11 protein-coding genes and 1 pseudogene are annotated in these 12,349 nt (G+C 58.0%); 4 read left to right on the top strand and 8 right to left on the bottom strand.

What is annotated here, in order from left to right:
- The first annotated feature begins 133 nt into the window (after positions 1-133).
- A complete protein-coding gene (locus NKI59_RS19715; RefSeq protein ID WP_352706204.1) occupies positions 134-1,522 on the top strand; it encodes a cytochrome P450 in 1,389 nt (462 codons plus the stop codon).
- 148 nt (positions 1,523-1,670) lie between these two features.
- Here the strand turns inward: NKI59_RS19715 and NKI59_RS19710 are convergent, their stop codons facing one another.
- Positions 1,671-2,462, bottom strand: coding sequence for a DUF1194 domain-containing protein (locus NKI59_RS19710; RefSeq protein ID WP_352706202.1), 792 nt, complete (start codon positions 2,460-2,462; stop codon positions 1,671-1,673).
- Positions 2,463-2,807: 345 nt separating this feature from the next.
- Between NKI59_RS19710 and ligD the strand changes: the two genes are divergently transcribed.
- Both ligD and NKI59_RS19700 read left to right on the top strand, forming a co-directional pair.
- Positions 2,808-4,580: a DNA ligase D gene (gene ligD / locus NKI59_RS19705; protein ID WP_352706200.1), complete on the top strand. Its 1,773-nt coding sequence runs from the start codon at positions 2,808-2,810 to the stop codon at positions 4,578-4,580.
- A 79-nt stretch (positions 4,581-4,659) separates the two neighbouring features.
- A complete protein-coding gene (locus NKI59_RS19700) occupies positions 4,660-4,878 on the top strand; it encodes a DUF3072 domain-containing protein (RefSeq protein ID WP_352706198.1) in 219 nt (72 codons plus the stop codon).
- 279 nt (positions 4,879-5,157) lie between these two features.
- Here the strand turns inward: NKI59_RS19700 and NKI59_RS19695 are convergent, their stop codons facing one another.
- Positions 5,158-5,490 (bottom strand): hypothetical protein, encoded by a 333-nt coding sequence (locus NKI59_RS19695; RefSeq protein ID WP_352706196.1) that lies wholly within the window; start codon positions 5,488-5,490, stop codon positions 5,158-5,160.
- Positions 5,491-5,742: 252 nt separating this feature from the next.
- Here NKI59_RS19695 and NKI59_RS19690 point away from each other — a divergent pair, with 252 nt between their 5' ends.
- Positions 5,743-6,180, top strand: coding sequence for a hypothetical protein (locus NKI59_RS19690; RefSeq protein ID WP_352706193.1), 438 nt, complete (start codon positions 5,743-5,745; stop codon positions 6,178-6,180).
- Between the two features lie 508 nt (positions 6,181-6,688).
- On the opposite strand, the gene NKI59_RS19685 is transcribed toward NKI59_RS19690, so the two are convergent.
- The 6 genes and pseudogenes from NKI59_RS19685 to drmB form a co-directional block, all read right to left on the bottom strand.
- On the bottom strand, positions 6,689-7,237 hold the full coding sequence (locus NKI59_RS19685; RefSeq protein WP_352706190.1) for a hypothetical protein: 549 nt from the start codon (positions 7,235-7,237) through the stop codon (positions 6,689-6,691).
- 55 nt (positions 7,238-7,292) lie between these two features.
- On the bottom strand, positions 7,293-7,556 hold the full coding sequence (locus NKI59_RS19680) for a hypothetical protein (protein ID WP_352706188.1): 264 nt from the start codon (positions 7,554-7,556) through the stop codon (positions 7,293-7,295).
- A gap of 298 nt (positions 7,557-7,854) precedes the next feature.
- Positions 7,855-8,172, bottom strand: a pseudogene (locus NKI59_RS19675) (SOS response-associated peptidase family protein); the annotation flags it as partial.
- A gap of 368 nt (positions 8,173-8,540) precedes the next feature.
- A complete protein-coding gene (locus tag NKI59_RS19670; RefSeq protein WP_352706186.1) occupies positions 8,541-8,729 on the bottom strand; it encodes a hypothetical protein in 189 nt (62 codons plus the stop codon).
- Positions 8,730-9,390: 661 nt separating this feature from the next.
- The gene (locus tag NKI59_RS19665) at positions 9,391-10,227 is read right to left on the bottom strand and encodes a hypothetical protein (protein WP_352706184.1); all 837 of its coding nucleotides are present in this window, start codon (positions 10,225-10,227) and stop codon (positions 9,391-9,393) included.
- Between the two features lie 269 nt (positions 10,228-10,496).
- Positions 10,497-12,347, bottom strand: coding sequence for a DrmB family protein (gene drmB / locus NKI59_RS19660; protein ID WP_352706182.1), 1,851 nt, complete (start codon positions 12,345-12,347; stop codon positions 10,497-10,499).
- Positions 12,348-12,349 lie beyond the last annotated feature (2 nt).

Below are 12,349 nucleotides of genomic sequence, written 5' to 3'. Positions count from 1 at the left end.
AGGTCCATTTCGGACCGACGTCTAAGGCCCGACGGGATCGTTCCCCGCCGGCCTTTCTTGATTTGACTTTCAGGACCGTTGGCCCATGCTTCCGGTAAAGGGGCTTCGACCATCAAAGAGTTAGGCGGGCCGCATGGTCCTGTCCAGCCTACTTCAGAGCCGCGTTAGGTTTCCCTGTTCGCATCGGCCGCCCGGGCCGAAAGGCTTGCCCTTCCTCGGAAACCTAGTCGCTTTCGGCAAAGACGAGCTCGGTTTCATTACTGAAACCGCACGTCGATATGGCGATCTCGTTTGGCTCAACCTTGCCGGGTGGCCCGCTCTTCTGGTCAGCGATATGGAAGCTATCGAGACAATCCTCGTCAAAGATTATGGCAACTATATCAAACATCGGTTCGCGTTGCGCCATGTAAAGGCGCTGTTTGGGAATGGCTTGCTGACCAACGAAGGTGAGTCTTGGCGACGCCAGCGCCGGTTGGCGGCCCCGGCCTTTGCCGGGCAACAGCTCCTTGCCTACGACGCGGCGATAGTGTCGCTGACTCACCAGATGCTCGATCGCTGGACCAATGATCAGGTCCTGAACATCCATCCCGAGATGATGGAGTTAACGTTGCGGATCGCCGCTAAAACGCTGTTCGATTCCGAGGCTGAGTGGGACATTGCCGACATTGATCATGCGGCAAACGATCTCGTTATCGAGATGGAATCGCGCTTCAAACGGCCGATCCTTATTCCTGACGCAGTGCCGTTGCCCGGCCATTTCAGGTATAAGCGAGCGATCCGAACGCTCGAAAGGATCGTTTCATCAATCATAGCCGAGCGTCGTGCGAGCGGTTTGGAAGGACGATATGACGTTCTGTCCCGTCTTATGGAAGCGCGTGACGAGATGGGGAAACCCATGTCAGATGCCCTGCTTCGGGACGAGGCGATTACGCTCCTTCTTGCAGGGCACGACACCACGGCGCTCGCACTTTCATGGACCTGGTTTCTGCTGGGCCAGCGGCCGGAGATTCAAGCTCGAATGGCGGCTGAAATCGCTGACGTGCTTGGCGACCGGCCGGCGACGACCGACGACATCCCACGCCTGAAATACACGGAAAGCGTCGCGTTGGAATCGATGCGGATCTACCCGCCTGCCTGGATCATAGGCCGCGAATCGATCGGGGCCTTCAAACTTGGTGGCTACGCCTTCCCCGCCGGAGTAACCATCTTCATCAGCCCGTGGGTATTGCACCGCGACCCCCGGCATTTCGCGCAGCCAGAAATGTTCCGACCAGAGCGTTGGATGGGCAAACTCGCACACGAGTTGCCGCGCTTCGCCTATATGCCTTTCGGCGGCGGACCGCGTATCTGCATTGGGCAGCGTTTCGCTATGATGGAAGCAGTTCTGATCTTAACGACGATGGCGCAACGCTTCTCGGCTGAGTGGCAGTCGGGTCACAAGGTGACGCCGTTCCCGTCGATTAATTTACGCCCCAGGGGCGGTGTCTGGCTCAAAATCAAAGATCGCGAGACCGGGCACTGAGTTCACGGATTCATCTCGCCGTTACCCGTGCGTCGACGCGCGATTGCGGAGGCGGCACATTCGTGGGGTGGGTGGATAAGCCCAAGCAGAAATCAGGAAATTGGCTGGATTAGAGCCCCGAATTGAGGGCCATAACAGCGCGATCGTTCTAAGAGCGTGTATCGCCGGAGCTGAAACTTACTTCTCGAACTAGCTTGTTTATTATGGCCCATTGAAATTCAGCCGAGCTGTCGGCTGGGATGATAAACGAGCCGGCCCCCCCGATAACGTGCCGCTCATAATATTCCGCGGTCGACTCGCCATTTTCCACTTCCGCGCCTATCGGGAGACCATTGATTACGATGGCTTTCTGAAGCGCTCTCTGACGGCTTTCCTCAAGTGAAGATCCGTCGTTGTTTGTTCCGTCGCCTGAGATATCGATGACCCTCCGCAACGTAGGGGCAGGAAGTTTGTCAAAGGCATCAACAGATACATCAATGGCGTATGAGATCGATGTTTTCGCACAGTGCGGATCACGGCGTTGGCCTTCCGACTTTTTCCGGATTGCATCCGCGATAACCGACGCATCATTCGCGTCAGAGAGAACGGTCCAATCCACCCGCGTTTTTAAGGAGCCGCGGCTCGACCATTCGACAAAAGTGACAGCGATCTTGCCGTGCATACCCTCTTTGATCACTTTCAACACGGACGGTGATTCCAAAGCAGCCGCATAGCCCTCGCGTTGTAGCGTAGCCTCTATCTGGTTGACGGAGCCCGACATATCGGCCGCAAGGACGATCGCGACATCGACTTCGGCGGTTGGGTCCTCGAGAAGAAGCTTCTCACGAATTTCACAAGGGCAAAGATCGTTCGTATAAGAATTGCCGTGAACAGGCTGATCATGGATCAGCAGCAGTCTTAACAATCCAGCGCTCAAAACAGTAAAGGAGAGGAGTTGCATCTCCCATCTATCCTCATGACCTTATGGCGTCTGGTTCTGCTAGTTGCAGAGTTCAATTAAATCTGAAGCGAACAAGTCGAACAGATCTAGCTGAGAGGGACTTGCCCATAAACAGTAGCACCTTCTATATTAGCTCGACATAATTTTAAGAGTCAACAAATACAGGAGGGATAACCCACGAAGTGGCGCCCCGCGCCCTTTGCGCGTCCACCGTCGGCGCCCTGCATCTTGGCGGACCCGACAACTGTCAACAATGCCAACGTCCGCCCAACACGGCACTTTGTTTCGGAACCGAATTCGAACCAGTGATATTGACTCAAATCGCAGTGTTTGGAGTGCGGGTGCATGCTTACCGAGCCTGGCGTTGGCCGGCTGTCCTTCATTGAATTCCAAATGCCCACGCTGGTGGAGAAGCCGCCCAAGGGCGGCGGATGGATTCATGAGATCAAATACGATGGCTATCGCACACAGCTGGTCATTCAGCCGGGTGCGGTGCAGGCCTTCACGCGAAACGGCTTCGACTGGACCGACAGATACACCCCAATCGTCCGGGCTGCGGCTCAGTTAAAGAACGCGGAGCGGGCTATCGTTGATGGCGAAGCGACAGTGTTTGGTGCCACAGGGCGTCCTGATTTCCAGGCGCTACGCCGGGAACTAGGAAAGGCCGAGTCGACAAGATTGGTTTTCCACGCTTTCGATCTCCTTCATCTCGACGGCAAGGATCTGCGGGAGGCTCCGCTGCTGGAACGCAAGCGCGCCTTGCAACGTCTCTTGAAGAGCGCGCCCCCGGCACTCGTGTATGTCGATCATCTGGAAGGCGACGGTCCAACCGTGTTTGAGCACGCGTGCGAAATGGGCCTTGAAGGGATCGTGTCAAAGAGAGCCGATTCGCCCTACCGGTCCGGCCGGCAGGAGAGCTGGCTCAAGCTCAAATGCGTCAAGAGGGACAATTTTCCGATCGTCGCCTTTGTCGAGAAGCTAGGTGCCAGGCCGCGCAGGATCGCCTCGCTTTACCTCGGCCGCAGAGATGGCAATCGTGTTCACTATGCCGGCAAGGCGCAGAGCGGCTACAGCCTTGCCGACGCACGTGAAATTCGCGAGCGCTTGGACCCGCTAATCGTCGACAAATCTCCGCTCGCCGAGCCGATAGACAAGCCCAAGGCGACGTGGGTTCAGCCGGCCGTTGAGGCCGAAATCCAGTATAGTGGCACCACCGATGACGGGCTGCTGCGCGAAGCGGTGTTCAAGGGCCTGCGCGACGATCTGAGCCCGCCGGCCGGCGCGTCGTTGGTCCGCAAGACGCCGCCGTCCAATGAAAGTTCCGGCGTCCCGCGCGAGAACATTCTACAATTGCTGTCCGACGCCATGGTGCCGTCGAAAGAGGAGCTGATCCGATATTGGAAGAAGGTGGCGAAGAAGGCGCTCGTCCATCTCGGCCGGCGGCCGCTCAAGCTGGTTCGCCACTCTCACGGGGTCACCTTCTATCACAAGGGCAGATTGCCCGACATTCCGGATACCCTGCACCAACTGCGTGTTCAGAAGCGCGAGGGTGGAGAAGGCGTGAGGCTGTGGGTCGATGACCTCGATGGCCTGCTTGGCTTGGTCGAAATAGGCGCCGTCGAACTGCACCCCTGGAACGCCACCGTCGACGATATCGAGCGTGCCGACCGGGTTGTCATCGATCTTGATCCTGGCGAAGGCGTCGAATGGGAGATGGTCGTCGAGACGGCACTGACGCTCCGGGACATGCTGCACTCAGAAGGTCTCGATAGCTGGCCGAAGGTGACGGGCGGCAAAGGCGTGCATGTGATGGCCCCTCTGCAAGCTCCCATGACTCATGATGCTGCCAGGCAGTATGCCCGACGCCTGGCACAGCAGTTGGTCAGCAAACGCCCTGACCGCTACCTCGTCTCGGCCGCGCCTTCCGCCCGCTCTGGGCGCATCTTCCTCGATTATCTCCGCAATGGGCGCGGGAACACGGCAGTTGGTGCCTATTCGCCACGGGCTCGTCCAGGCTTTCCGATAGCTGCTCCGGTCACCTGGAAACAGATCGAACAGGGAATACTGCCGGACGCATTCACATTGGGCAGCCCGTTCGTGCAAGCGCGGAAACTCTAGCGACCTCCGGGAGCACCTGACAACTTGTGGAACAAATCGTGATCATTCTCGTTGTAGGGTCTTCAAGGAGACCCGTCATATGGCCGATCGGAAAAATCCAAAAATCGAGGCATCGGCAGATATCGAAAAGGATCCGGAAGATTGGGTCAGCGGGGACGATCCAATGACGCCCGCACAAGCCTCCTATTTGAAAACGCTGGCCGAACAGGCCCACGACCCTGATGCCTATGCTGACGGGATCAGCAAGGCCGAGGCATCTAAACGCATTGATGCCCTCCGGGAGAAGTTGGGCTTGTAGTGCCCGCTGGCGCGTTTTCATGTCCCGCCGCTAGGAGCCGATCGCGTGCCTTCGCATAGTTGCTCGTTGTGACCGGCACCGCTTATTTTTCTGGCGTATTCAGCTCGTTGCTGCTCGACTCCGCGATCGAGAGAAGAAAGGGCAGAAGGGGCGGCTTAGCTCAGGCCGGGTTGGAGCGGCCCGGCAGCTGTCTGTGCCCAAAGCCTGGCTGATATCGCGCCGGATCCGTTAGCATTGGGAAGCCCGTTTCGACCGAAGGCCTGAAACGGCCTTCGCGGTCTAATCCGGTTCGTCTCTGAGAACTGTCTTCTTTCGAGGAACAGGCGTCCAATCGGAAATCGCATCAACGTCAACCGTAACCAATCCACCGGCTTTGACAGTGACTTTGCGGTCGTCCTCATCGATACGGGTGACCTCGCCTGTAAGCTGTAGCTCGTCACCAGGTTTGGCCTTCTTGGGAGCGGGGATCGAATAGGGAAAGCCGTATGACGGGATGCTGACGGTAGCTCGGCCGTCGTCCAGCAGTTTCAGGACGGTCACGGTGATCGACACTTCGTCGCCGACATTGATTTCCGCAATTTCCCAAGCCATTCCTTGATTCTGGCGCTGCATTAAGGGTCGTCAAGGTCATACTAATGAGCAGGTGCCGCGCGGCCTACATGCCTTGTCCGCTGCGTCACGGCGCGCGCAAATAAGTCGACAGCATTTTCGTCAGCACAAACCGGATTTTGGAAAAGACTTGGAGGAGCGTCAAGGAACATGCCGCGTCAGCGGTGAGTCCCAAAGCGAGCTGGACCTCCGTCATTAAATCGCCGACAACTTAGCTCGTGCTCAGCATCCTGCTTTGCCAATCGGGCGAGATACATGCGATTTAGTTTGGCCCTGCCAATTCTCCTAGGGATGCTGCTGCCAGCTCATGCTGATGGAACCGACCATTGCGTAAAGAGCCAAAGTCCCGACATGCCAGGGATGGCTATCGGGATGTATGTGTCAATCCATGTCCTGGCAGAACGCCTCTGCGGCGCAGAAAACAAACCTATGTGGCCATGGCTCGCCAAGGTATTTGAAAAGACCGAATGCCTATCTCGCGCCGCGAGCCTTGAAAAGGCGAAGAACGCCGAAGGCACTATCGCCTCAATGAATGTGGCGGACGCAATGGAAGGCTTAGGACTAGAGGAGGCCAAGACGCCCGACTTAGAACATGCCGACAAAGAAACGAAAGAGCTCGCACTGTCGGAGTTAGGCGGCTGCGCCGGACTGATGGCGCTTTTGAAACAAGTCGATAACAGGGAAAAGCAATAAAATCGACAGACTGGCGAAAACCACGTCCACATGGTTGCCGTAGTGACGTGCCCGATTTGGAGAACCTCATTTGAAGTGCGCTAGCAAATTGATAGTCGCAACAGCACTACTAACTGCTGGCTGCCAAAGCGATGGTAGAGCCCAATTTGAAGCAGGCAGAGCGAAACTGCAGACCCCGGAACAGAGGCGCGCTGCAATTCAGCACTGCCTCCAAGGCGTAACGTCGAAAAAGAGATGGCATCAAGGACGACCTCCTCCCAATGGCGTCAAGTGGTGCACCGATTTCGTCAATGACCGCGCTACGGGCCGCTGGACCTATGACGACTATCGGAATGGAAGACCGCACATTGCCTATGACTATAGAAGAGACAGGATCGTGAAGTTTCCCGCCTCATGACGGCCTGGCTTGTTGTGTCGTCAGGCCCTTAGACGTCGGCCGAAATGGGTTTGAGCCTGACCGCGTCTGGCCGAATCCTGTCGGCGAAAGTTTTACAGCCGCGCCGAGCACTCACTTCTGTGGCGGCGCCGGCAGCTTGATGTCGGTTTTATAAAACCAACGTCTTTTCAGCTCTGCTTCCTCGGAGAAATAGACGGTCGAGCAGTCCAGCTTTCGATTCCTGTATTCTGGAACTTCAATCCATATCGTGCAATGATACCACCGCGGATCGACGTCGGAGTTGTGCCTCCAATACGAGATGACCATGGTGTTGACACCATCCAGCACCTCTTCGCGCAGCTGATGACAACCCGAATGCCAGGGATTCCCGAGTTGAAGCGCCTCAACGCGCCAAGGCGCGTATGGCGCCGTTCGCTCGTATAGGATGCCATTTGCGTAGACCGAGTCTCTATGCATGACCACCACGCCTGTATCGCGCTTGATCACGGCGTCCCAAGTCGCCTGAAAGATCGGTATCTTGACGAACGCTTCGTTGGCCGTAGTGATGGGCTGGCATGCCCGCTCTTCAAGGCGCGGACCGTTGCGCGGCTCCGCATAGGAGGCCGAAGGTAAACACGCTGCGAAGGCGGCAAGGACGAGGAATCGTGTCAGCAGGCTCATCTTCGGAGTAAAGCACGTCCCCTCGACCATCGCGAGATGGAATCCCGGGCTGAACTTACTCCATATCCGGCACGTCACCGCTGGTGAATGGCAGGGTCGGTGGGCCGTAGTCGCCAAGCGCCGGGTTCGCGTCGCGGCTCCATGCGATTACGCCAACGTGCTTTCCCGCAAGCGCCATGGCGGTGCGGATGGCGCGTTCCTCGCTTTGCTGATCGGTCGGACCAAAGGCGGGAAACAGCTCGCCGTCCTCACCACGATCGAACGCCACAACGACGATCAGCTTGGGCTGCTTCTGGCTCGGCAGAATATGATCAGACATGGCGGGAACCTATCACATCACACACGGTTGGGTCGCATTCGAAACTGGTGAGGGGCGCGTGCAAGACCGCCTTTGACGAGCCTGTGCGCGTGGCACCACCCCTTGGCGTCTCGACGATCTGAAAAAGCTCGCGATGCTCACAGGGCCTTCTTGAGGCCGCGAAGAGGCGCCTAGGCGAACCCCATCCTGCATCCTTGCCACAGCCAGGGTGCTCGCATCGGTGATGCTCATGCCAGGGCGCGTGACGGGCTCTACAGCGCCAGGAAGGCTGATCAGTTCATCGCTCATCGGAAAGCCGTCAAAGCAGTGATCCTTGGGCCGGCAACTGCTGCGGCACTTTGATCTGAGTGGCGGGTTTTTCGACGATCACCAAGGCCTCGTCGGAAGCGGTGCGCTGCAGCCGTTTCGCTTCGGTCCATGGCGCGGTCAGCCAGGTCTCGATGTCCTCTTGTGTGGTCAGGATCACCGGCATCGCCTTCTCATGAATAGGTGCGATGAGGGCGTTGGGCTTGGTCGTCATAAAGGCATACAGCTCGTGATCGCCGGGACCTTCCTTGACCTTGCGCACGCCATGCCAACTCGTCCACAGGCCAGCGAAGAAGAACAGCGGACGGTCCGTTGCGCAGGGCCTGGGGAACGCTCAGCGGCCCGCGATCGAGAATTCTCTTGTATTCGCCAGTCCGGCGCCAGACGCCGCGTGCGTTGCCGTTTTCCCGATCGCGCTTGGGATCGAACATCATGCCCCCGAGGTGGTCAAGGAAGACCAGTGCGGACGCCTGATCGGCCAAGCAGTAAAGCCGCCAGTTCTCGTATTTATGATCCGGCCATATCGCCTGCACCTGCCTTGTCATCAGCGCGCGCGCTTCGCAAAATTCGTGGATCAGCCTGAAGCTGTATCCCGTGCATAGGTCATCGGGCAGCGCGACCTGATAAGGCCATTCCCGATCGATTTTGGCCGGCGACGGACCTCGGCTGCGCAATGCATCAGTGTGAGACGGCGGGCTTCTTTTTGCTTTCCCTCAGATAGATGTCGGTCTGTGCGCGCATCGCGTCTGAAAGCGATAATGCCAGCTCCAAGCTTTCCGGGTAGATCGCTAGAATCCAAGTGGCCGTAAGTTCAGCGATCGCCTGTTTCTGACTGACATCAGATAGGCCGCGCATTTGCTTTGCCATCTTGATGACGGAGCGATGTATGGCAGGCCGTCACGCCTCACCGTTGCGTAGATTTCGGGCTGCTCGGCCGCAGTGACAGTGATCGATTTCATTGCATGTCTCCATTTTGCCCTTAGTGAACAAAAAGAGAACGACAGAGTCAAGGGCCTCTTGACCCGAGAGGAATATGTTCCTCATCTCTAGGGATGCCAGAACAACCCGAAAAATGGCCGAGAGGCGCGCCATGGACGTTGATGCATGCCCACAGCGCGGGGCAGGTTGCCCGCCTTAGCTGTGGCCTCTGCAACATCAAGCGTTTCTATAAGCCGCTGGAATTGCGAGAGGTGATTGGCAACGTCACCATCGACCAAGTGCGGGCAAAGGTCCGTTGCGAAAGATGCGGCCGCAAGCAATCGATGCGAGCGGAGCTGTTCCACCCGGTCGGGCAGGAACTGGAGACGATCCGTTTCCGACGCCTGGTCGAGATCAGATGGGAGCGGCGTGTGGTTTGGAGGGATGAGTAGGCGAAACGCCCCAGGCAGCGCACGGTGGTCCCCTCGCAATATCTGAGGTCAGTGATGCTGGCGAAGGCAGTTTTGCATGCGGCACCGTTCGCCGTGTCAAGCACGAGTTTAGCGTCCCCTGCCCTCCTTCTTTGCCTGCCGTCATCAGCGTTCCTCCCTCATTCACCCTTTGCCATCGATAGACGTAGCGCCGCCAGATCATCTGCCGCGCCAAGCTGGCCTAGCGCCCAAGCGTAGAGAGAGACGAAGGAAAGGTCAGAGGAGTGCCCGGCTTTCAGCCGTCGCATATCAGGCAAAAGACTTTTGTCCTTCTGACGTCCCGCTGCCCAGACAAACTCATGTGGATAATCCGCTGCCAATATCCGCGAACGGCTAGTGTCGGTAATCATTACAGCTTGAACCATGCGCATCCGCCAGTATTCGTCCTTGACGGAATCGAGAACCCGGACGGCATCGGTTGCCAGCAGAGCGTGGGGGTTTCTGGCAAGAAGATGCAAGCATTCCTGGTCCGCAGTCCGTTCGAAATGTTCCAGGAGCTTCGCGCCTAAGGCCTCTGGGAAGCCGGAGGCGCGAAGGACGCGATAAGCGATTTGGCGCCGGAACTTGCGCGCGTGACTTAGCCACGGCTCGACGATCGGCGCCGCTATGGGCCCTGGCATGCGCGAGAGAATGCGTTTGACAGCGCGGTCGACGGATGTCTTCTTGCCGCTCGCCAGCTGCCCGGCAGCTTCGGCTAAACGTCTTGCCGATTCTGCCAGCGCGCAAAGCTGATTGTGTTCAAATGCCTCGGAGCAGGCGCGGTAGACAATCTCCTGTGCAGCATCGTCCTCCCACAACCGTTCAATCCGGGTCAACAGCACGTCGAAGGGCAAGCATCGGATTTCGGCGAGCCTGATACTTCGATCGATGTCCTCAAGCATTGATTCGCGGTGAGCCGCCACCACAACGGGATTGGCCGCAAATTCCTCGGGTAGATTGATGCGAGATCGATGCATGCCCTATCCTCTCGGTTAAACCATTTTTGGGTCGATGCGTTTGTGGGCCGGCCGAGTAGCTCAAGATCAGCGGCGAGTGATAATGTTCGTGTGCGCGCCCTTCCAGTCGGCCAATCTCTCAGTCAAGCGTTCAAGTCGGCCATTTTATCCAGGCGGTGACGAGACGCGACCAAGGCTCTACCTGAATGTTTCCGGCTATTGACGGCGATCTCTGTCGGCCCAACCGCGATAGGTCGCGCATTATCGCAGCAACAGGGCGTGGGCACTCCTTACAAGAACATTGCGGACTTGGAGCCGACCAGTGTCGACACCAGAAGCCCTCGATCCAGCCTGGTATTTCGAGCCTCACACGATGTTTCCGGAACGAGGATGCATGCGTGGCACGCGGATCCGTGGAGCGGCCGTTCATCAAGGTCCGTCCCAGCATGGTGGTCTGCGCAAATGGGGTCGTTCGAGCACAACTCCAGCCCGTGCACGGCCTTTGCCAGGATTTTGGGCATGTGTTCGGCCATGCCGCTCAAGCCGCCAAGAGTGCCCTGCGCGCCTGCTGTCGAGGTGTAGATCAGGATCCCGAAGCGATCGGACTGCCCGGCTCCACTTGCGTATATTCGCTCTTTCAGTGACGAAATCGGGTATCCGCACTCCATGGCCAGCTCGGCCATAAGCGCGTGCGAAAGTGAATGCAGTGCCCAGTAGGCCACGCCAAGGTGCCTCGGAGGCCGATTGAAATTCGCCGCTTCATGTGCCTCGCCGCGGTATAGCTCATCAGCACGGATAACGACGTCAGCGCGGTCGCGCCACTGACGGATGTAATCGGGGTTTACGTGAAGGAAAATGCCTTCACCAAATTGCTCAATGGCCGGCAGCCACTTTACTTCCCGGCTTAGCGGGGCTCCATCGACGTTAAGTTGGATTTCGTCGAGCTCGCTCTCGGCCGAGGTCGGCGGCGGCTCCAGGCGCGTGAAGCCGTAGAGACACGTGACTTCGCGCAAACGGCTCACCTTCACGATCCCAGCGAGGAACTGGTCCCAGGGCGGCGATAGGCTCAACGTAGGCCGATCAAGCGTCTCCGCGAAAAGGAATGCTGCCGCGTCGTCATAGCCAATTACCGGTGCGCCTGACGCCAGCGCCTCGAATTCTGCGACACGGGGATTGGTTGATGAGCCATCGCTATCTTGTGCGATGGTCGCTAAGGCGTTGATGATTTCCTCGTCCGAGAATGGAGCGAATGGCTCTTTGGTCTGCGGCAAAGATCTCAACACTTGGACGAAATTCGGCAAGCTTCTGAGTGACTCAACGGTTTGCCGATGCTCCTCGATCGTCTGCCTCACGCGATCATCGGTGCGGGTCAGTGAGATCACTGTCACCGTCTGCGCGAAATAGGTATTGGTCGCCGATCGGGGCAGCAATCGAAGATCCTCGTCGCAGCTATCACCTGAAATATACCTAGGCATCAACCACGGGCTGAAGGCAGCGCATGTGCCGAGGAACATGGGCTTGTAGAGGTCGGCCATCGTAACGCGGGCGCCGCACGTGCATTGCACGGAAATGTCCGATGGATCTGAGCTGACCCCGCGTTCGACCCAGAACATCGGCTTCCGACAAGCCCTGTCGCCTCCGCGATGCGCCAACCCCCGCCAGTCGACATCCTCGAGATGTCCCTTCGCGCAAGCTCCTACAAAACGGATCGGGTTCACACCCAGTCGCTTGCCACTGACTGGGTCCGGGTAACTGAGTCGATCACCACGAGTTTGGAGATGATCGAACTCGACCATGCGCCGTCGCGTCTCGGAGGTGGCCGGCGTCTGCCCGGCCGATTGTTGTGGTTCCTCGACCGTGAACCACGTCGGAAACACCATGACGTCCACGCCCGGCCGGCGATCATCGTGCCGGTCCTCGTCTTGCTTCGGCGGCGGGCGCAGCCCCTCGAATTCCGGCCCCAGTGCAAGTTGTTGGCGCAGTAGCGGGACTAGCCGCTGCTCCTCTATCGGCTGCCACTGACCGCCGTAGTGCCAGCCCTGCAGCCCGGCAACGACCACCGCGTGATCAGGCAGATCCAGCATCGCGCCAGGGCCGTAGGTCAGCAATAGTTGCGAGAAGCTCTGTGTGGTGTCGGGCATCG

Origin of the sequence: Mesorhizobium sp. M0598 (genome assembly GCF_040320865.1) — a bacterium.
Lineage (GTDB): Bacteria > Pseudomonadota > Alphaproteobacteria > Rhizobiales > Rhizobiaceae > Mesorhizobium.
Note: the sequence above shows the minus strand (reverse complement) of the source record. Positions and strands in the feature narration are given on the sequence as shown.